Below are 21,576 nucleotides of genomic sequence, written 5' to 3' on the forward strand. Positions count from 1 at the left end.
TTCTATTAGCCGTACCCCATCTGAATTTGGATATTTTGAATATACCGTTACAACAGTTAGCAATTGCAACCCAATAACCACTACTGGAACTTTAAGGATTAAAGAAGCTACAAAAATAACCTTGAGCAGTGCCTTTGGAACTGATGCTCAAAATACGTGTATCAATTCACCAATTACAGATATTACTTATGATATTACAAATGCAACTACTGTAAAATTTACAGGTTTACCAACAGGAGTAACTGGAAATTTCGTTAATAATGTAGCAACTATTTCGGGCACATCGGCCGATATGGGTACATTTACATATACAATCACTACTACCGGAGAATGCCAATCGCCAACGGTAACAGGTACAATTACGGTTGGGTTAGAGCCTACAATTACATTGACAAGTGCAGTAGGTTCGGATGGACAAAGTGGTTGTGAGGGAATAGCTATTACGCCCATCACCTATGCAATAACCCAAGCTACAAATGCCACAGTAACAGGATTACCTGCTGGAGTAACACCTTCATTTTCAGGAGGAATACTTACCATTAGCGGCATTCCAACCCAAAACGGATTTTTTGAATATACTATAACTACAGTTGGCAATTGTAATCCAGTAACCACTACTGGAATTTTAAGAATTAAGGAGGCCACCAAAATAACACTGAGTAGTGCATTCGGCACTGACGCACAAACGACATGCGTTACTTCATCGATTACGAACATTACTTATGATATTACTAATGCAACTACAGTACAGATCACTGGTCTGCCTACAGGCATAACTGGTAACTTTATTAACAATGTAGCGACCATATCTGGTACATCTGCCAGCATAGGAACATTTACTTATACAATTAGTGCTACAGGTGTTTGCCAATCGCCAATGACTACTGGTACAATCACGATTGGAGTATCGCCTACAATTACATTGACAAGTGCAGTAGGTACGGATGGACAAAGTGGTTGTGAGGGAATAGCTATTACGCCCATTACCTATGCAATAACCCAAGCTACAAATGCCACAGTAACAGGATTACCTGCTGGAATAACACCTTCGTTTTCAGGCGGAATACTTACCATTAGTGGCATTCCAACCCAAAATGGTTATTTTGATTATACTATAACAACTATTGGTGGATGTAGCCCAGTAACAACTACTGGCGTATTAAGAATTAAAGCGGCTACCAAAATAACATTGAGTAGTGCAATCGGCACCGATCAGCAAACCACTTGTTTAAATACTCCAATTACTACCATAACATATGATGTTACCAACTCAAACGATGTTCAAGTTAATGGTTTACCTGCTGGATTTACATATACCTATGTTAACAACGTGGTTACTATAACAGGATCTTCAGCAGCTATTGATATATTTAATTATACAGTTAGTGCTGTAGGAGTTTGTCAGTCACCAACGGTAACTGGTACAATCACGATTGGAGCTCTACCTACCTTAACCTTAACGAGTGCTGTTGGTTCTAATTTTCAAAGCGTGTGTGAAGATGTTAATATTAATCCAATTACCATTGACATAGCTAATGCTTCGGGAGCTAATCTTTCTGGGTTACCAGTAGGGATTACAGGCCAATATAATGCTGGTACTTTTACTATTTCTGGGAAGTCACAAACTAGTGGTGTTTTTCCATTCACTATTACTACTTTAGGAGGTTGTAGTGATGTTAGTTTTAATGGAACTATAACTATTACAGAAAGCACCAAAATAACTTTGAGTAGTGGAGTTAGTACTGATTCCCAAACTACCTGTATTAATTCAACGATTAATAATATCACTTATGATATTATTAATGCTAATCCTAATAGTGTACAGATTACTGGTCTGCCTGCAGGTATAACTAGTAATCTTGTTAACAATGTAGTGACCATATCTGGCGCATCTGCTAGTATAGGCACATTTACTTACACCATTAGTGCCATTGGGGTTTGTCAATCGCCAACAGTAACAGGTACAATCACGATTGGAGTAGCACCTAACATAACATTAACGAGTGTTGCTGGCTCCGATTTCCAAAGTGTTTGCAAAGATGTTGCTATTAATACGATTAGTTTTGCTATAAATAATGCTCCTGGAGCAACTATATCTGAATTACCGATAGGAATTACTGGTCAATATAATGCTGGTATTTTTACTATTTCTGGGAAATCACAAGCTATTGGTACTTTTCCGTTTATTATAACTACAGTGGGTGGCTGTAGCAATGTTATTTATAATGGAACTATAACTGTTACAGAAAACACTAAATTACAATTAACAAGTAACCTGTCTACTATTTCGCAAAAACTGTGTTTTGGCAGTCCAATTATACCTATAACTTATAATTTTACGGCTACAAAAGTAACTGTAACTGGATTACCTACAGGGCTTACTGCAATACTAACTGGCGTTTATCCAAATGGGATTTTGACAATTAGCGGTACACCAACTCAAACAGGAAATTTCAATTATACAATAGATGCTACTGGAACTTGTATAGCTGCAAGCGCTAATGGTTCTATCAATATTGTTAGCCCAAGCGCTATCAATTTAACGAGTGCAAATGGTTCGAATTTTCAAAGTGCTTGTGAGGGAGTAAAAATTACTGATATTACTTATCAAATTATCAATGCAACAGGAGCTGTCGTTACAGGTCTTCCAACTGGAGTTACTGGAACTTATTTGAATGGAGTATTTACTATTACTGGAACACCAACTGTAAACGGTACGTTCTCATATCAAGTTTCAACAGCAGGTGGTTGTAATACAGTAACTGCAAATGGAGTTTTAAATGTAAAAATTGGTACTCAATTAAATCTAACTAGTTTACCAAGTACTGCTGTACAAAACATATGTATTGGAAAACCTATTGTTTCAATTAATTATTCGGGAATCAATGCCACAAATATTACAGTTACTGGATTACCAAACGGATTAACTACGTCTTACTTAAATGGAGTAATGAAAATTGAAGGAATTCCTTCGGTTACAGGTTCATTTAATTATATAGCTACAGCTATTGGTGATTGTGCTTCTCCGAGCTTAATTGGAAATATTACCATTTTAGCACTTCCAACACCTATTATACAAAGTGATTTAGGAAGCAACATTAATAAAGGAGATGTAGCTACTTTAAGCGTTGCCAATGGCACTAATTTCACCTGGATGCCAGCTGCAGATATAATTTCTGGTCAAGGCACATCAAATATCATAGTTCGCCCAGATCAGACTACTACCTATACGGTCGAAGTAAGCAATGCTGCAGGATGTATTGAAATTGGAGAAATCACTTTAGTAGTAAACCCATCAATTAAAGTTATACCTGGAAATATAATTACACCAGATGGTAATGGAAAAAATGATTATTGGACCATTAAAAACATTGAATACTTCCCAGAAAACAATGTTAAAATTTTTGATCGAGCTGGCCGAGTGATCTATGATAAGAAAGGATATAAAAATGATTGGGATGCCACCTATAATGGCAAGCCTTTAAATGAAGATGCCTATTTATATGTAATTGACCTTGGCATCGGGCAAGGTTTAGTCAGAGGTACTATCACTATTGTTAGAAATCATAATTAATTCAGGAGAATTTAATTAATAAAAAATGAAAAATAAATATTTAAGATCAACTTTATTAGTTGTTTTAGCATTATCTATTGTTAACAAAGCTGAGGCGCAACTAAATACTATGTCAAGCACTTATTATCAAAATCCATATCTCTCAAACCCTTCTATGGCCGGAATAGCAGAAAAATTTGAGGTAAGTGCAGCAGTTAAAGCTCAGTGGACCTCTGTTGATGGCGCACCAATCATTCAAACATTAACAGCAACCTATGGCTCTCCAAGCAAAAAACTAGGCATAGGTCTTTTCTTATATAACGAAAGCGCAGGTTTGCTAAGGAGAACAAACTTTAAAGCTACTTATGCTTATCATTTAAAATTAAATTCCGAAGATCAATTTATTGATTTCGGCGCTTCAATGGGTGCAATAAATGAGTGGATAGATTTAAATAAAATAAAAGGTGATGCGAGTGAACAAACTATACAAGACTTCAATGCCCGTAAAATGAAATTTGAATCAGATTTTGGAATGGCCTTTAGAACGAGATCTTTAACTATTCAAGGTACTATACCTAATTTAATGGCAACATTTGGTAAAAGTGAGTTAAAAAATGTTGTAGATCGTTCTTTATATATGGCAAGTGTTGGGTACAAGTTTTTTGCAAAACCAGGTACACTAACAAGTATTGAACCGATGGTAACTTATCATGGGGTAGCTAATTTCGACGATTTATTTGATGTTGGTTTGAATGTTCAAATGTTTGAGAATAAGTTACAGTTTAATTCAATTTATCATAACACCAATAGTGTAACAATAGGTATTGGAACAGTTTACAAAAAACAATTTTCTGTTTTATGTCAATACACTACTAATACAAGTGATCTCCAAACTTATAGTAATGGAGAATTTGAAATAGGATTAAAATATAATATTAGATAGAAAATTATTTATCCTTTATATAAAAGCCTCTTCAAAAGCTAAATAATGCAATTGAAGAGGCTTCATCATGTCAACTACTATGTTGAGGGTGAGAATTCCTTCAGTAGATTACTCTCTTCTATTCATCTTTGAAAGGAAAAAATATTAGTATACTATCTTTCTTAACTGTCTTATATATTGTTGCTCTAGAATATTTTAAACAAAAAAGGCCTCGATAATTATCGAGGCCTTTTGTTGTAATCTAATTACGAATATTATTCAGCTGCAGTTGTATCATCAGCTTTAGCTACTTTTTTAGCAGGCGCTTTTGCCGCTTTAGGAGCTGCTTCTTTTTTTGCAGGTGCTTTTACTGCTTTTTCTTTAGCTACTACTGGTTTAGCTTCAACTGCTTTTTTTGCAGGTGCTTTTTTAGCTACAACTTTTTTTGCTGCTGTTTTCACAGGTGCGTCTTCTGCAACCACAGGTAATACAGAAACATAAGATTTGTTATCTTGTTTCTTTTTAAAAGTTACTACTCCAGGTACTAAAGCGAATAAAGTATGATCTTTACCAATACCTACTCCTTTATCTGGATGATGTTTGGTACCACGTTGACGAACGATGATATTTCCAGCGATAGCTTCTTGACCACCAAAGATCTTGATACCTAAACGCTTGCTATGCGATTCACGTCCGTTTCTAGAACTACCGGCTCCTTTTTTATGTGCCATTTGATTTTATATTTTTTAAACTGGGAAACCCAATTTTACAATTAAACAAAAAATTAACTACAGAGTGATACTCTCAATCTGGATTTTGGTGAAATACTGGCGGTGACCATTTTTCTTTTTGTAACCTTTTCTACGTTTCTTCTTGAAAACGATTACTTTATCACCTTTTAAATGAGACACGATTTTAGCTGTAACCGATGCACCTTTTACTGCAGGAACCCCTACTGTAATTTTACCATCATTATCAACCAACAATACATTGTCAAATTCAATACTAGCGCCCTCATCTCCTTGTAAACGGTGTACAAAAAGGTGCTGGTCTTTTGCAACTTTGAATTGCTGTCCTGCTATATTTACTATTGCGTACATTGTTAAATAATTATTTTTTAAATTGTATATTTTTTATCGAGGTGCAAATATAGAATAAATACTATTCAAACACAAACAGATAGCGAAAATAATTTCCAAACCTTCTTGTTACTGATTTACAGTTAATGCTTACATCATCAACAAAGTTGAAATAAAGAGACTTAAAAAGAGTTAAATAATTCTTATATTACGAAATATTCGTAGATTTACGTAAACTTAATATTAAAATTAGATTATGAAAACACTTTTAACAACTTGCTTAGCAATTTTAATCAGCTCAATTTCATTTGCCCAAAAACCAGATAAAGTATTAGCTAGGGTAAAATATAACTTTGTCCATGTAAGAGACACTACTCAAAAGAATAATCCGTATACAGAAAATATGTTACTGGTTATTGGCAAAAATGCATCGGCATTTACCAGTCTTGATAGGTTAGAAAGAGAATTAGATTTACCAAAAGCCAAGCGAGCACCAGGTTCACCTTTTAAACCTATCAACGCAGTTGATATTTATTTCTTTGCCAAAGAAAATAAACTAGTAAGCAGAGAACGATTTATGAATGCCTATTATTTAATTGACGAACCTTCTCAGCAAATCAATTGGAAGATTACAAAAGACACTTTAAGTTTTAATGGCGTTCATTGCAAAAAAGCAATAACTACTTTTAAAGGTAGAAACTGGATTGCTTGGTACGCTCCAGAATTACCTTTTCAAAGTGGTCCTTGGAAATTAAATGGACTTCCAGGATTGATTATACAAGCTAATGATGATAAAAATGAAGTTCAATTTTTATTCAATGGAATTGATAATCTTAAAAAAGAAAATCTGAGTGCCGAACAATTAGAACTAGCTAAGGAATACGATAAAAGCTTTTTCTTTAGTAATGAAATCGCATTGCAAAAAGATGCTAAAGCAACAACTAGAACTGAATTTGATAAAATCATGGACCTTTTTAAAAAAGACCCTAAAGGTTTTATTGCAGCAGAATCAGGGGTACCAAGAGCTAATGTTCTAATAGGTGGTAGTACGACAGGCGTTAGTCATAGTACCATTAATAATCCTATAGAGTTGCCAGAGAAGAAATAATCGTAACACTTATATAAGTTAAAAAATGTTAAATCATTTTATTAATTACGAAATACTCGTAGATTTACGAATAATTAATTGATTAAACCAAGCAATATGAAAAATTTACTTACCACATGTTTAGCTCTTGCAATATGTTCAGTCGCATCAGCACAAAATCCTGATAAGGCTTTAACAAGAGTGAGTTACAACTTTACTCACATTCAAGACACTACTCAAAAAGATAGGCCTTATAAAGAAAACATGTTATTATTAGCCGGCAAAAATGCCTCAGTTTATACCAGTTACGATAAGATAAATCAGAGTTTAGCAAGAAAAAAGCAGATAGAAGAACAAATGAAAAATCAAGCTGGCAATGCTAATGTTAATATTACAGTAAAAAGCATTGGCTACACTCCTACCTCTTCAACAGACTATTTCTACTTCGCTAAAGAAAATAAATTCTTCACTAAAGAACGAGTTTACAATTACTATTTGGTAGAAGAACCTACAACAAAAATCAATTGGAAAATCACAAAAGACACTACCAGTTTTTCTGGGGTTCATTGTCAAAAAGCAACAACAACTTTTAAAGGCAGAAAATGGACGGCTTGGTATGCTACAGAATTACCTTTCCAAAGCGGGCCTTGGAAATTAAATGGTTTACCTGGTTTAATTATAGAAGCTTATGATGATACAAAAACTGTTTCCTTCCAATTTGCAGGAATGGAGAATGTGAGTGAAGCACAAAATGAACCTGCAAAAACAAATGTTAGTGGAGGCCAAGTAACTATGTCAGATGGAGGTTTTGCAGTATTTAGTGTTGGAGCTGGGGGCGTAAATAGTGTTAGCCCATATTTAGGAAGTGAAATTAAACTTCCCGCAGATGCGATAAAAGCAACCAGACAAGAGCTAGACAAATTAAAAGAAGCCAGAGATAAAGACCCACAGGGATTTATGAAAACTCAAATGGCAGGTAGTAATGAAGGTATCATCACGGTAACTGGTGTAGCGATGTCCAGACCTTCTGGCCCAACTTTACCAAAAATTGTAGTTAATAATCCTTTAGAATTACCAGAAAAAAAATAAGAAATGCCTTGGCTTTAGTTAGCGTCATTGCCAGCTTGACTGGTAAATGTAATGCGCTGGAAGGCTGAATAAACATAAATAACGTTTTACGATTCCCGTATGCACGGGAATGACGATTTCGAGATTTATAATATCATTAATAAACCAAACAAACATAAAATGAAAACCTTTTTAACCACTTTTTTAATGCTTGCAACTGCAGTAGCTGCCTTTGCGCAAAATCCAGACAAAGCTTTAGCAAGAGTAAGATATAGCTTTACGCACTTGCAAGATACTACACAAAAAGATAAACCCTATACCGAAAATATGCTTTTGGTTATTGGCAAAAACGCTTCTGTTTATACGAGTTACGATAAGATAAATCGTGATATAGAAACACAAAAAGCGATTGCAGAACAGATGAAAAATCAAGCTGGTTCTAATAATTTCAGCATCAGTATCAATAGAACAGGTTCAAACCGAGTGTCAGACCTTGATTATTTCTATTTTGTAAATGAAAATAAGTTTTATACAAAAGAACGTCTAGTTACCAATTACTTGGTTGAAGAAGATGCGCCTAAAATAAGCTGGAAAATAGCTAAAGACACCACAAGTCTTTCAGGTGTGCATTGTCAAAAAGCTACTGCTCATTTTAAAGGCAGAAACTGGACGGCTTGGTTTGCTCCGGACCTACCTTTTCAAAGCGGACCATGGAAACTAAACGGCTTACCAGGATTAATTGTTGAGGCTTATGACGAAACCAGAACCGTTCAATTCAAATTTGCTGGTTTTGAAAACGTAAAAGAAGAAGATGTAAAAGCAGCTGCAGCAAATGACCCAAAAATCACTGTTCCAGGTGGCGGTCCAGGTACCGTAAAAATTGTGGGTATGGATGTGGGCACAACTTATTTAGGTGCAGAAGTAAAACTTCCAGCAGATGCTGTAAAAACCACTAGAAAAGAATTAGATAAGCTAAAAGAAGCAAGAGATAAAGACCCACAAGGGTTCATGAATGCACAAATGGCTGCTCAAGGCGTTACAATGGTCTCAGGTACAAGCATAAGAAGAACTGTTGAAGGCCCAGGTGGTGGTGCTCCTGCTAAAATCGTAATTAACAATCCAATTGAATTACCTGAAACTAAATGAGAGCGCTATTAACCAGCCTACTTTTCATCGTGTTTGGATTTGCATCCACCTTTGCGCAGAAACAAATTAAAGGAAAAGTAAAAGATACAAAAGGAGCTCCTGTTGTATCTGCTAATGTAAACTTAAAAGATAAGGAAGGCAACATTTTAAGTTTCACAAGAACGGATGACAAAGGAAATTTCACTTTATCATTTACCGAGGAAAACAAGGATCTATCTATAGAAGCCACTACGATTGGTTATGAGAAAAAAATCATAACGGTTACTGACTTAGCTAAAGTTTACGATTTAGTAATGAAAGATAGTGAGATAAACCTTAAAACAGTTGTTGTAAAAAATAGACCTGCGCTTAGTGTAAATGGTGACACCCTGAGTTATAAAACTTCTGACTTTGCAGACAAACAAGATAGATCTATTGGCGATGTACTCAAAAAAATGCCTGGTATTGAAGTGAGCGAAGATGGCAAAGTTAGTTACAATGGCAAGGGGATTTCTGCACTTTATATAGATGGAGATAATGTTTTAGATGATAAATACAGCATCGGCACTAAAAGCATTCCACAAGGTGCTGTAGATAAAGTACAGGTGATAGAAAAGGATCAGCCCATAAAAATGCTTCGTAAAAACAACATGAGCGATGATGTAGCTTTAAATTTAGTAATGAAAGAAGAAGCTAAACTAAAAGTAATGGGCGACATTAGAGCTGGCTTAGGAACTCCAGATAGGTTTGACGGAAATGCCAATGCCATGATGTTTAAAAAGAAAACAAAATTCATCAATAACCTTAAAGGGAATAATGTTGGCATAGACCCTGGTATAGATTTAACCTCTTTTAATCCATTTAATTCTGGCAATGATAAACCTGGTGGTTTTCTTTCTGCAGGTGCAGCTGGTGTACCTACCCTGCCACAAAAAAGAACATTATTTAATAAGGCCGGACTGGCAAACCTAAATAACTTGTATAAGTTTAGCGAAGAGTTACAGGTAAAAGCTAACATCGCTTACCTTTACGACCAAAGAGATCAACAATACAGTAAATTCTCTGAAACGTATTTATCTGGTCAAACAATTACTTATAACGAGTTACAAGAAAATGCAATAAATCCTCAAAAATTTCAAGCTAAATTAAATGTTTTGGCCAATGCCGATGACCATTATTTTAGCAATAACCTAGTCACCAATTACAGTTTAAATAATACTGCTTCTAGTATAGTTACTAATGGGATTGGCGCAAACCAAGCTTTAAACCAGAAAAATTTTGAGATTTCTAATGAGTTGAGCTATCGCAAAAAATTAAAATCAGAAAACACCCTTAATTTCTTCTCTTTCATCAGCAGAACAACTCAACCTGAGGTATTAAACATTAATCCAGGATTAAACGAAGCGATATTGAACAATAACCAACCATTTGCTGGCTTAAATCAATACGTAAAATTGCCTACTTGGTATACTAATAATTACACATCATTTGCTTTTGTAAACAACAAGTTTACACAGACCTATAGAGTTGGTTTCAATGTACAACATCAAGAGTTAGGTTCAGAATTGTATCGTGTACAAAATACTGGCAGTACAGAATTGGTTTCATCGCAAATGACCAATAATTTAGAGTGGTTAAAAAGTAAACTCTATACCGATGCCTCCTACGAATATAATTCAGGCAATTTTAAGGCTAGCCTAGGTTTACCTATAAGCTATAATTATATTAGCTATGAAGATGGAGCGAAGAGTTTAGACAAAAACCTACACAGGATATTTGTTAATCCTTCCTTAAACCTTAAATACCAAACTGGCATAGAAAATTATGTAACCGCCAGTTATAGCTACAACAACAGTTTAGGCGGCATTGATGATGTTTATCGTGGAACAATCTTAAAGAATTATAGGTCTTTATTTGCCAATGATGCGCCAATAACGGAAAGTAAATCTCAATCTGTTGGTGCAGGCTTTAATTTCCGTAAGGCTATGCAAATGTTTTTCTTTAACCTAACCGCAAACTATACTACTTCTACAGTAAACACCATTTCTTCTTATAACCTGTCAAATAACATTCAGCAACGTGTGGTTATATCGTTACCAAACGATATGAAAAGTTTAGCTTTTGGTACAAATGCAAGTAAGTATCTTTTCAGCTTAAGAAGTACAGTAAACGTGGGTGCGAGCTTTAACCAATCTACTTTTGAGCAATTGCAGAACAATGAATTATTACCTTTCACTTCTCAATCACTAGCCTATAAAGCTGGGATCGACTCTAAGATAAATAACTTCATCAATTGGTCTTACAATGCTACTTATGCCATCAGCACCAATAAAACCACCAGCGCAACGGCAATTAAAAACAACAACCAACAATTAAGGCAGCAATCTTCAATAACTGCAACAGCATTTAAAAGTGTATTCATGACCTTGTCGGCAGAACATATATTTACACACCAAACAACACAACCAGATCTAAAATATTTATTCGCTGATTTTAACGTGAGGTATAGAGTTCAAAAGCTGAAAACAGATTTAGAATTTGGGGTAACAAACTTGGCAAATATCAAAAAATTTGAAGCCAATTACCTTTCTGCCAACTCTTTCTCGTCAGGCACCTATTACATTCCTGGCAGGGTTGCAATGATGAAAGCCACATTTAATTTTTAGGTTATTAGCCTGGATGGGCGAAATAATTAGTTAATAGTTAATACACTAAAAATGAAGAGCCCTGAAACTATAAAGTTGAAGGGTTTTTTTAGTTATTAGTCATCCGATGAATATAGTATGCTTGCAAATATTCATCAACTGACTAATCTTATTGAGAACCATTTTTTTGAAAAGCAAATACAGCCTTCCATTTCAAAGCTAGTCCCGCCCTTTGCTACAAGTCCTTGCCTCGTTCCTCGTCTGTTGGCTTTTCGCTTCGGTCAGGTTTATCAAACACAGGACAGAAAAAGTATTTCCGGTTTCCTTGCACAAGCCCAAGTTAAATAGCCCAAATTGAAGCGATATCCTTTTGTACTGTCATACTGAGCGTAGTCGAAGGAAGTACAAAAGATTTAGCTGAAAGCTGGATTGACATAAAAGAATTAACAGTACCTGCGCTTCAAAAACCTTAAACATTACTACATTTAGCACAATTAAATAAAGATGATAAAAGACGTAAAGATTTTAAAAACAGAGCTGCTTTCAGACAATTGGTACATTCTTAAAAAGCTTACTTATGAGTATTTAAAAAAGGATGGCACACATCAGCAACAAACACGTGAAGTTTACGATAGAGGCAACGGCGCAACAATCTTACTTTATAACACTACACACAAAACCGTAATTTTAACCAAACAATTTAGGTTGCCAAGTTTTGTAAATGGTAATAAAGATGGAATGTTAATAGAAGCTTGCGCTGGTTTATTAGATAAGGATAATCCAGAAGATTGTATTAAACGCGAAACAGAAGAAGAAACTGGTTATAAGATTAAAGAAATTCGCAAAATTTACGAAGTGTATATGTCGCCAGGCTCAGTTACCGAAAAGCTTTATTTTTTCATAGCAGAATATTCAAACGAAATGAAGATTAATGAAGGTGGCGGTGTAGATGGGGAGGAAGAAAACATCGAGGTATTAGAGCTACCAATAGACGAAGCAATGCGAATGTTAGATAATGGCGAAATCAAAGACGCAAAAACAATTATGCTACTACAACACATTAAGTTAAAAAAGATATTATAAAAAAACCTCAAGCTTATAAGCTTGAGGTTTTCAAATTGATTTTGCTAGGATTAAGGATTAGTCTTTTTTCCATACCCTATCACCGTAACCTCCTCTAAAGATTTGCTTTTTTGAATAGTAACATTCTTTATTTCTGAAGGATTTATTTTATTTAATTCTTCTTGATTAATCTTTTGCCCGTTTAAATAAATAGTACCATTTGATCTTTTCATTGTGCTATCTGGTAGTTTCGTGCCAGTTTTAAAACCTCTTACTATAACTGTTTTAGCATACGGCTTACTTTCAACTCTAGCAGGAAGTTCAGTACCATGCAGTCTTATGGATATATTTTCAACTTTCGGCTCTGTATTATCACCTAAAGAATCTGTTTTAATCATAAACATTCCAGAAACTTTAGCTTTTAGACTTGTAGGAACATCTCCTTTTCTAGCAATAAAAAAGACTTTTTCTGGTGTTAAATCTGGAAGAGGCGAATAGCTAGAATCTGAAGTTATATCAATTGTATTTATTATAAAATTAAATTTTGATGTGGCGGTGTCCTTAACCACATCAATTGTTTTAATAGCAGATTTCTTTTTAATAATTTGCTTTTTCTCAACTATCGGACTTTCTTCTTTTTCTATAATCCGTGCAGTAATCAGCACTTGTTTTATAGGAGCAAGATGTTTTTTAATGTCCTTTTTAGAAATTGTAAAAGCCAAGGTAGTTGCCAATAGAACTGGTAAAACCAACATGTAACGACTTAAAGTAAATTTAGAAGAACGTTTAGCGTTCATCATTTTTATGCGTTTCTTTAAATCAGACAAGTTAAAGTTATTTACGATTTCTACTGCAGGCATTAAATTACCAACATCAAGTAAACTATATTGATAAGCTTTTTTATCTACACCTTTTTTCAATATTTTTTCGTCGGTTATAAATTCTAGATTTTCCTTTACAGCTTTTTTCATTAACCAAACACCTGGATTAAACCAATAGAAAACCACACTTAATTCTGCCAAAATGATATCAAGCGAATGCCATTCCTTAACGTGAATTTGCTCGTGTTCTAAAATGGTCTGTAATTCTCTTTCTTGGTGTAACGATGGATTGATATAAACGGTTTGCCAAAATGAAAACGGACCAACTGCCTCATTTAAAATCCTAACCTCAAAGTTTGCCACAGAACCAGGAGCAGATTTCTTATGCATGCGGTAAAGAGAAACGAATTGAACAATCAACCTAAAAGCCATCACCACTACACCAGCATAAAAAAAAGCAGCTATCCATTGCCAATATTCTCCGATAAAGCTAGATGGCACCAACTGTTTTACTTGTGGCACAAACGCAGCTACCTGCGGACTTTGTTTATGAAAAAAATCGGTTAAATCTATAAAAGGATAAACGGTACCAAAAAGAATACCGAATGCCAAAAACACACGATTAATGACATAAAATGTTAATCGGCGAAGTATAAGATAATAAGCTGCTGCAAATAAAATGAGCACCAAATTTATCTTAAGCAGAATGATAAAAAAATGTGGCATAACCTTATTTTTTTGGGTTCTCGATTAGATTAATTATTTCTTTCAATTCATCTGCACTGATCTTGTTATCCTTTGCAAAAAATGCAACTAATTCTTTATAAGAACTTTGAAAATAATTATTCACAAAGCCATTCATGAAACGTTTTTTATACTCCGCTTCCTTAACTTTTGCACTATAGCGATTAGCATTTGCATAACGCTCGCTTTTAAGAAATCCTTTACGTTCTAGATTCTTTACGGTTGATGCTAAAGTTGTATAAGGTGGTTTTGGCTCTGGCATTGCATCCATAAAGTCTTTAATAAAACCTGCCCGAACTTGCCAAATGGCCAGCATTGCTTCTTCTTCCTGTAGTGTTAATTTCTCCATTATTTACGAATATATCGTAAACTTACGACAATGGCGTTAAAAAAGCAAATTTTGTAATACGTTGAAAATTAGTTGTTATATCGGCTTTCTGCTTCATCTATAGCTTGTTGAACTATATTTGTGATTTGCATTGCAGAATCTAGCAATTGAGGGTTGCGATCAAAACCACTGTAAATAATTATTCTTTTAGATTTTTCTTTGTAGATAAATTGCAAATCGTAAACTGGTGATTTTGAGTTCGCTATTTTTTTACCAATAATTTCTGGCAAGTTCCATAACCCTAACTCATTAATTTTATTGTGAATAAAGATTATATCATTAGCTCGCAATTTAACGTGAGTTTTAATTAATGAATCTCTATTGTTTACATACTGGTAGCTTCCACTTGCCGAAGAATAAGAATTTGATAAGCTATCTCCAACCCCCCATTTGTAGGTAAATGATTCAAAATCAGTAACTGAATAAGGCGCCTTTTTTAAACTAACTAAATAATAACCTACCAAGGCAATAATTAAAATTACAGCAACGGTAGCTATTAGCGATAAGTTTTTTCTAATTTGAAAAGCCATTTTGCATTAATTAGTATTACTTTTTAGCTCTTTCTTCAGCATCTATAATACTTTGTTCGATGATTTTTTGCATTTGCACAGCTGCATTTTTCATTCGTACATTGCCTTCAAAATCTGAGAGATAGGTAACTTCTTTAGATTTTTTCTGATAATTGAATTTCATGAAATAACGTGGAGCTTTAGAATTTTTTACATCGTTTTCATTGTTTGCTACAATATCTGGCAAATTCCAAAAACCTTGTTCATCAGCATTGCTGTCTAAATATTTCTTATCCCTAGCATTAAGATCCACATGTTTAACAATTAACGAATCCTTATCGTTTAAATATTTGTATTCGCCTGTGGCAGAATTATAAGAGTTTTCTAGATTAGTGCCAACCCCCCATTTATATTCTAACGAAACAAATTCTTTTGCTTTAAAAGGCGCATTGCGGATAATTGGCGCATAATACACAATGCAATAAATTAAAAATGGAACTACAATTGATAAAAATAAAAATATCTTTTTCCCTCTACTCGTCATGTCTATAAATATATTTTCGAATTAATCTAACGGACCAGTCAATTCGCCTTCCCACTTACTCACTACTGCAGTTGCAATGCTATTTCCAACAACGTTAGTTGCCGATCTGCCCATATCCAATAATGGATCGATACCAATTAATAACGCTAAACCTGCTTCTGGAATATTAAATGTGGCAATTGTACCAGCAATCACAACTAATGATGCACGTGGCACACCAGCAATCCCTTTACTGGTTAACATTAAAATAAGTAACATCGTTAACTGCTTGTCTAGCGGCAAATGAATACCGTAACATTGTGCAATAAATATCGAAGCAAACGTCATGTACAGCATCGAACCATCAAGGTTGAATGAATATCCTAATGGTAAAACGAAGCTCACAATTTTGTCTTTACAACCAAAACGTTCTAACTGCAACATCGTTCTAGGATAAGCAGCTTCACTACTTGCCGTACTAAAAGCTAACATTACTGGTTCTTTCATCCTATTCATCAAGTTAAATATTCTTTTTTTCAAGATGAGATACCCTATTAAAATAAGTAATATCCATAAAATGAGCATCCCAGAATAGAACTCTCCAATAAATAAAGCATAGGTTGATAAAACGCTAATTCCTTGCTTTGCTACAATTGCTGCCATTGCTCCAAACACTGCAAATGGAGCAAAATTCATTACATAACCTGTAACTTTTAAAACGATATGCGCTACTGAATCAAAAAACTCAATTACTACTTTGCCTTTTTCGCCAATAGCAGCAGTTGCTACACCAAAGAATAAAGAGAAAATCACAATTTGTAAGATCTCATTGGTAGCCATTGATTCTGCAAAACTTTTAGGTACAATATGTGCGATAAAATCTTTTACAGATAAAGCTGTGGCTTTAATTCCTGTATCTGTATGACTACTTGGCAATGGAAGATTCATTGCTTCTCCTGGTTTCCAAATATTTACCAAAAGCATTCCTAATAACAAAGACATTAGTGATGCACTTATAAACCATAACATTGTTTTTCCGCCGATGCGGCCAACAGCTTTAATATCACCTACTTTAGCTACTCCCACAACCAACGTTGTAAATACTAAAGGCGCAACAATCATTTTTATCAATCGAAGAAAAATATCGCTTAATAATGTAAATGGCTCAAGTTTTTTCTCTCTTACCGTTTCATTTTCTTTGCGAATTTTAATTTGATCTGCTTTTTGAGCTTTCAATACTGCGTATTGACTTACTGTTGTATCAGTAAGATTGCCCATCTGAATTTCAATCTTTTTTACTTGTGCATCTGCACCAACAATTGCATTATTAGCTGAGCTGAAATTATTTACATTTAAGTAATAACCTACAACAACACCAAGTATAAGTGCGATAAAAATAAAGAGTGTAAGTTTGTTTTTATTAGACATTGGTTAGATTTAGCTATTTTTCAAACCGTAAAACTACAATAATAAAATTATTCTCTAAACAATGTTGATAAAGCATTAGTTATTTTACATATTTGAACCGTAACAAAACTATATTTGGAACATCTAATCATAGATTATCAAAAGCAAATAAGTGAGCCAAAAAGACGTATTATTTAAAGAAATTTTCGACAAAAACTCCAAGAAGATTTTTCACTTATGCTATGGTTATACGGGCGATAAAGATTCTGCTAACGATCTTTTACAAGAAACTTTTTTAAAAGTTTGGCAAAATCTGGATAAGTTTAGAAACAAGTCATTAATCTCTACTTGGATTTATCGTATAGCCGTTAACACTTGTTTGACCTATTTGCGATCAGAAAAAAGACAAGCTAAGGATGAACTTACAGAGAATATTATAGAGAACAGAGTTGAAGAATTTTCTGAAAAGAATGAACAAGTCGCTTTGCTTTATAAATCAATTTCAAAATTAGAAGAGAATGATCGCTTAATAATTACAATGGTATTGGATGAATTACCATACAATGAAATTGCAGATATTTCTGGCATTAGTGAAGGAAATTTAAGGGTAAAAATTCATCGTATTAAACAAAAATTGACCGAATTATACAATCAGAATGCAAGAATTTGATCATATAGAAGCGCTTTGGGCTAAGCATACGGTTGATGTAACTATATCTGCCGATGAAATGTTAAAGCAGGCTAAAAAAGAAGTAAGCAGTATGCGTACCAAATCGTTATTGAATATAGCGGGTATGATATTTTCTTTTCTAGCAGTTGCTGCACTGTGGTTATTTTTCGATTTTCAATCATGGACAACTCACGCAGGAATTAGCATTATTATTATTGCTGTTGCTGTTTACACTGTAATATTATATAACAATTATCGTATCATTTCTAAAAGTGATTTCACTGTAAATCCAAATGAATTTATAGCAAAACTGAAATTATATCAATTAAATCGCTTTAGTCTTTACAACCGTTTATATTGGTTTTATGCCATAGCACTTTCTTTAGGCATGGTACTTTATTTCTTTGAGATTTTAGGTCACATGGAATTATGGGTACAAATTTTATTTGTAGTCATTAGTTTTGGTTGGATGATTTTCTGCTCTACTTTAGTGCGGAAAGCCGTAATAAAAAAGGATAAAGAAAGAATTGACTTATTAATTGAAAAGTTTGAGCGCATAAGCGGACAGTTTCACGAGCACGAGTAATTTATTGGCACGGCTTTCGTTCTATACAATCAAATGAAGAACGTTACATCCATTTACTTTAAAATTATTGCTATTTCGGTAGTGCTATTTTTTAGCAGTTTTAAAACGCTACAAGAAGAAGCGTATCCAGAACAAATCGATTGGGATACTCACTTTAAAGCACAACCTGATGAACATTCTGCTTTTGCTGCAGAAACTGTAACCACTTGGCATTATAACTATAACGCAACAGTTAGAAATAACCATCTTCACATCGATTTTAAGTTTTCTGCAGGTGTTGTTCCAGAAAAATCTTGGGTAAAGCCAGATCGAATTAGCAATAGAAAAGTTAGCAGACAGTTACTAAATCATGAACAAGGTCATGTTTACATTAACTTTTTATTACTAAAGGAAGGTAATATTCAAATTAGAAATCAAAAATATACACCAAGTAATTATAAAAGACTAATTCAGGCAACGGCAAATAAGGTGAGCGATTATTACAACAATCTACAAAATCGCTATGATAATGAAACTAAACATGGATCTGATTTAGAGGCTCAAAGTAGGTGGGATGATTTTATTAGATCAGAATTGAACAAATATAGATAGTTAGCAATTGTTAGCCAAGCATATGCTGACAACTGCTAATATAAAACTCTACTACTATTGTGGCTTTACCTCACTTGTAGAGAAACTATTTCCCCTCAATTGATATTGAATTGTTTTAATTACCGTAGTTGTTTTACCGCTATCAGTGATTACAACTGGTACAGAGCGAAATAAATCACCATTCTTAATGAAGAATTTATCATTGCCCTGATAACCTTTTTTAAGATTGCTATTTAATCCTGGGAAACTAATTTTATCAAAACCATTACCAGCAAATTCGTAAACATTTAAATCGTTTACATTTTTTCTAACCACATACTGAACATACAACTCTGGATTTCCATCATTGTCTAAATCCATATTCCAAGCATCTGTAATAATACCTTTTCTCTCCAATGAAATTGATTTATAGTTGTTTTTAACAGAATCAGACATCAATAACAAGTATCCACCTAACGTGTCAACTCCTTTACCCCAACTTACAACTTCAAAGTGATAACCAGGTTTAATTTCTATGCTTTTATAAAACGGAAAAGGATTTACAGATTTTGATGAAACTACCGTTTTAGCAACGCTTGCAGGTTTATCATCATTAGTGCAAGCTGCAATGAATAAAATACTGGCTAATGCAAAAAATCCTAATTTAATAGCTTTCATGACTCTTATTATTCTTAAATGAGTAATTATTGGTTATGCTAACATTAAGAAATTAAGATTAATAAGATTTACATATTTCTCTTAATTTCTTAATGGTTAAAATTATCCTTATTTGGTTTTCACTTCTGGAGCACCATTATTTAATGTCGTCTCCATAACTACACTTCTTTTTCCACTTGGTGTAATTACAATTGTTTTAAGTGTTTTCTTTTGACCTTGGGGTACATTTACTTTAAATGAGCTTGTATACTCTTTAGCAGTTTCAGATGGACGATAATTATCTAATGTATAAAATATTCTAGCGCCATCAATTGGGGCCTTTAATTCAATTGTGAAATTTTCTCCATTAACTACTTTCTCGGGCTGACCGATTGGTGTTGGCACCCAATAATTTGTATTCGTTTTATCCAATTTAGCTAAATGAACAGGTACTCTCTCTTCTATAAAGTTTTTGATATCTTTTCTGGCAACAGGGCTCCAAGCAATTTCTGAAAGTGAGAAAATTTTAGGGAAAATCATGTACTCAACCTTAGCTGGTGTCTCCATATATTCTGTCCAAACATTTCCTTGAACGCCAATAATATACTTTTGTTGTTCTACTGCAAGTACTTTTGGAACTGGATCGTAATTATAAACTTTCTGAAAGTTAGAAAATCCAGAACCTAACCCACTTATAGTTAAAGGTTCATCTGGAGAAGTAGAAGATTTATGATCAAAATATAAACCTGCAGAACCTGGTGTCATAATTACATCGTGATTTTGTTTTGCAGCTTCAATTCCACCTGCCTCACCTCTCCACGACATTACTGTAGCATTTGGAGCTAATCCTCCTTCTAAAATTTCATCCCAACCAATAATCGATCTTCCTTTTGAATTCACATACTTTTCTATTCTTTGGATGAAATAACTTTGCAAACCATGTTCATCCTTTAAATTATTATCCTTTATAAATTGTTGGCAAAATGCTGATTGCTTCCAATATTCTTTTGGACATTCATCTCCACCTATGTGGATATATTTTGAAGGAAATAAAGCAATTACTTCATCCAAAACATTTTCTAAAAACTTAAATGTATTATTTGTTGGTACAAATACATCATCAAATACACCCCATGTTTGCTGTACTTGTTTTCCTTTTCTATCGCCAGACCAAGGAGCTTTCTCTCCTACCCAAGTATCTCTATCTGGGAAAGCACTCAGCTCTGGGTAAGCTGCAATTGCTGCAGATGCATGTCCCGGCATTTCAATTTCAGGAATTACATTGATATATTTAGCTGCTGCATAAGCAATTACTTGCTTTACTTCATCTTGAGTATAAATACCACCATGCTCTATATTATCTGTGCCACCTGTGCCTGGATAATTTCCTATAATTGTACCATTTCTTTTGCCCCCAACAGATGTCAGTTTTGGGTACTGTTTAATTTCTATTCTCCAGCCTTGGTCGTCTGTTAAATGCCAATGAAAAGTGTTCAACTTATACATTGCTAATATATCTATGTACTTCTTTATAAATGATACTGGAAAGAAGTGTCGTGAAACATCTAGGTGCATTCCACGATATTTAAAACGTGGATAATCATTAATTTCTGCAGCTTGAATTGTTATTTTATCATTCCTTTTCTCTGGCATTAACTGCATTAACGATTGCACTGCATAAAATAAGCCTGCCCCAGTTCCAGTTACTTTAATTTGAGTTGGAGAAATATTTATTACATATCCTTCTGCTGGTAATTTGTCAGCACCTGCTGATGTTAATACGATTGATTTTTGTCCTGCAGTTGCAGATTTTGCTTCTCTTAACGCAAAACCACCTTTAGTTACAATAAAAGCATTTAATAAATCTGCAGTTTTAGCATTTGCAGTTTCATTACTAATTAAGGTTACTGTTTTATCTAATTGAAAAGTGCCATTGTTTTTTTTAATGGAAACAGGCGCTGGAATAATGCCCATGTTTGCGTCGGTTTGCGCAAAACTTTGGATAGCAGTAAGTGCAGCTACTAAAAGTAAAGAAATTCGTTTCATGTTTATTTTATGTGTTTGTATTGCCTAAGATATAAAATTTAGCGAAAAAGTGATGGTAATTTTTTGTTTTTAAGGTCAAAAACCTGACTGTTTCCCATAAAAAAAGCTTCCCAA

At 34.0% G+C, this 21,576-nt stretch carries 19 protein-coding genes; 10 read left to right on the forward strand and 9 right to left on the reverse strand.

Features of this window, described 5'->3' with window-relative positions:
• Together WC622_RS12440 and WC622_RS12445 are read left to right on the forward strand one after the other, a co-directional pair.
• Window positions 1-3,574 (forward strand): gliding motility-associated C-terminal domain-containing protein (locus WC622_RS12440; protein ID WP_372820023.1); only part of this gene is annotated, 3,574 nt, incomplete at its 5' end.
• A gap of 25 nt (window positions 3,575-3,599) precedes the next feature.
• Window positions 3,600-4,496: a type IX secretion system membrane protein PorP/SprF gene (locus WC622_RS12445; protein ID WP_372820024.1), complete on the forward strand. Its 897-nt coding sequence runs from the start codon at window positions 3,600-3,602 to the stop codon at window positions 4,494-4,496.
• A gap of 254 nt (window positions 4,497-4,750) precedes the next feature.
• Here WC622_RS12445 and rpmA read toward each other — a convergent pair whose 3' ends face one another.
• Both rpmA and rplU read right to left on the reverse strand, forming a co-directional pair.
• On the reverse strand, window positions 4,751-5,206 hold the full coding sequence (gene rpmA, locus WC622_RS12450; RefSeq protein WP_372820025.1) for a 50S ribosomal protein L27: 456 nt from the start codon (window positions 5,204-5,206) through the stop codon (window positions 4,751-4,753).
• A 57-nt stretch (window positions 5,207-5,263) separates the two neighbouring features.
• On the reverse strand, window positions 5,264-5,575 hold the full coding sequence (rplU, locus tag WC622_RS12455; protein WP_136840523.1) for a 50S ribosomal protein L21: 312 nt from the start codon (window positions 5,573-5,575) through the stop codon (window positions 5,264-5,266).
• 235 nt (window positions 5,576-5,810) lie between these two features.
• Here rplU and WC622_RS12460 point away from each other — a divergent pair, with 235 nt between their 5' ends.
• The 5 genes from WC622_RS12460 to nudK all read left to right on the forward strand — a co-directional run bounded on the left by WC622_RS12460 (window position 5,811) and on the right by nudK (window position 12,562).
• Window positions 5,811-6,662: a GLPGLI family protein gene (locus WC622_RS12460; protein WP_372820026.1), complete on the forward strand. Its 852-nt coding sequence runs from the start codon at window positions 5,811-5,813 to the stop codon at window positions 6,660-6,662.
• Window positions 6,663-6,758: 96 nt separating this feature from the next.
• Window positions 6,759-7,730, forward strand: coding sequence for a GLPGLI family protein (locus WC622_RS12465; protein WP_372820027.1), 972 nt, complete (start codon window positions 6,759-6,761; stop codon window positions 7,728-7,730).
• Window positions 7,731-7,889: 159 nt separating this feature from the next.
• Window positions 7,890-8,855, forward strand: coding sequence for a GLPGLI family protein (locus tag WC622_RS12470; RefSeq protein ID WP_372820028.1), 966 nt, complete (start codon window positions 7,890-7,892; stop codon window positions 8,853-8,855).
• On the forward strand, window positions 8,852-11,500 hold the full coding sequence (locus tag WC622_RS12475) for a carboxypeptidase regulatory-like domain-containing protein (RefSeq protein WP_372820029.1): 2,649 nt from the start codon (window positions 8,852-8,854) through the stop codon (window positions 11,498-11,500). Before WC622_RS12470 ends, WC622_RS12475 begins: the two co-directional genes overlap by 4 nt.
• Window positions 11,501-11,983: 483 nt before the next feature.
• Window positions 11,984-12,562 carry a GDP-mannose pyrophosphatase NudK gene (nudK, locus tag WC622_RS12480; RefSeq protein WP_372820030.1) on the forward strand — a complete coding sequence of 193 codons (579 nt, stop codon included), beginning with the start codon at window positions 11,984-11,986 and terminating at the stop codon, window positions 12,560-12,562.
• A gap of 50 nt (window positions 12,563-12,612) precedes the next feature.
• Here nudK and WC622_RS12485 read toward each other — a convergent pair whose 3' ends face one another.
• From WC622_RS12485 to WC622_RS12505, 5 genes are all read right to left on the reverse strand, one after another.
• Window positions 12,613-14,088 carry a M56 family metallopeptidase gene (locus WC622_RS12485; protein WP_372820031.1) on the reverse strand — a complete coding sequence of 492 codons (1,476 nt, stop codon included), beginning with the start codon at window positions 14,086-14,088 and terminating at the stop codon, window positions 12,613-12,615.
• A 4-nt stretch (window positions 14,089-14,092) separates the two neighbouring features.
• The gene (locus tag WC622_RS12490) at window positions 14,093-14,455 is read right to left on the reverse strand and encodes a BlaI/MecI/CopY family transcriptional regulator (RefSeq protein WP_372820032.1); all 363 of its coding nucleotides are present in this window, start codon (window positions 14,453-14,455) and stop codon (window positions 14,093-14,095) included.
• 68 nt (window positions 14,456-14,523) lie between these two features.
• Window positions 14,524-15,024, reverse strand: coding sequence for a hypothetical protein (locus tag WC622_RS12495; RefSeq protein ID WP_372820033.1), 501 nt, complete (start codon window positions 15,022-15,024; stop codon window positions 14,524-14,526).
• A 16-nt stretch (window positions 15,025-15,040) separates the two neighbouring features.
• The gene (locus WC622_RS12500) at window positions 15,041-15,547 is read right to left on the reverse strand and encodes a hypothetical protein (RefSeq protein WP_372820034.1); all 507 of its coding nucleotides are present in this window, start codon (window positions 15,545-15,547) and stop codon (window positions 15,041-15,043) included.
• Between the two features lie 21 nt (window positions 15,548-15,568).
• Window positions 15,569-16,954, reverse strand: coding sequence for a dicarboxylate/amino acid:cation symporter (locus WC622_RS12505; RefSeq protein ID WP_372820035.1), 1,386 nt, complete (start codon window positions 16,952-16,954; stop codon window positions 15,569-15,571).
• A 151-nt stretch (window positions 16,955-17,105) separates the two neighbouring features.
• On the opposite strand from WC622_RS12505, the gene WC622_RS12510 reads away from it, so the two are divergent.
• Genes WC622_RS12510 through WC622_RS12520 form a run of 3 tightly spaced genes read left to right on the forward strand, consistent with a single transcriptional unit; the run spans window position 17,106 to window position 18,780 of the window.
• A complete protein-coding gene (locus tag WC622_RS12510; protein WP_372820036.1) occupies window positions 17,106-17,603 on the forward strand; it encodes an RNA polymerase sigma factor in 498 nt (165 codons plus the stop codon).
• Window positions 17,590-18,189: a hypothetical protein gene (locus tag WC622_RS12515; protein WP_372820037.1), complete on the forward strand. Its 600-nt coding sequence runs from the start codon at window positions 17,590-17,592 to the stop codon at window positions 18,187-18,189. The genes WC622_RS12510 and WC622_RS12515 overlap by 14 nt, the downstream gene beginning before the upstream one ends.
• A gap of 33 nt (window positions 18,190-18,222) precedes the next feature.
• Window positions 18,223-18,780 carry a hypothetical protein gene (locus WC622_RS12520; protein WP_372820038.1) on the forward strand — a complete coding sequence of 186 codons (558 nt, stop codon included), beginning with the start codon at window positions 18,223-18,225 and terminating at the stop codon, window positions 18,778-18,780.
• Window positions 18,781-18,834: 54 nt separating this feature from the next.
• On the opposite strand, the gene WC622_RS12525 is transcribed toward WC622_RS12520, so the two are convergent.
• Window positions 18,835-19,437: a hypothetical protein gene (locus WC622_RS12525; protein ID WP_372820039.1), complete on the reverse strand. Its 603-nt coding sequence runs from the start codon at window positions 19,435-19,437 to the stop codon at window positions 18,835-18,837.
• A 108-nt stretch (window positions 19,438-19,545) separates the two neighbouring features.
• On the reverse strand, window positions 19,546-21,462 hold the full coding sequence (locus tag WC622_RS12530) for a beta-N-acetylhexosaminidase (protein WP_372820040.1): 1,917 nt from the start codon (window positions 21,460-21,462) through the stop codon (window positions 19,546-19,548).
• Window positions 21,463-21,576: the final 114 nt, after the last annotated feature.

This window comes from Pedobacter sp. (assembly GCF_041662865.1).
In the GTDB taxonomy this organism is placed as follows: Bacteria; Bacteroidota; Bacteroidia; order Sphingobacteriales; family Sphingobacteriaceae; genus Pedobacter.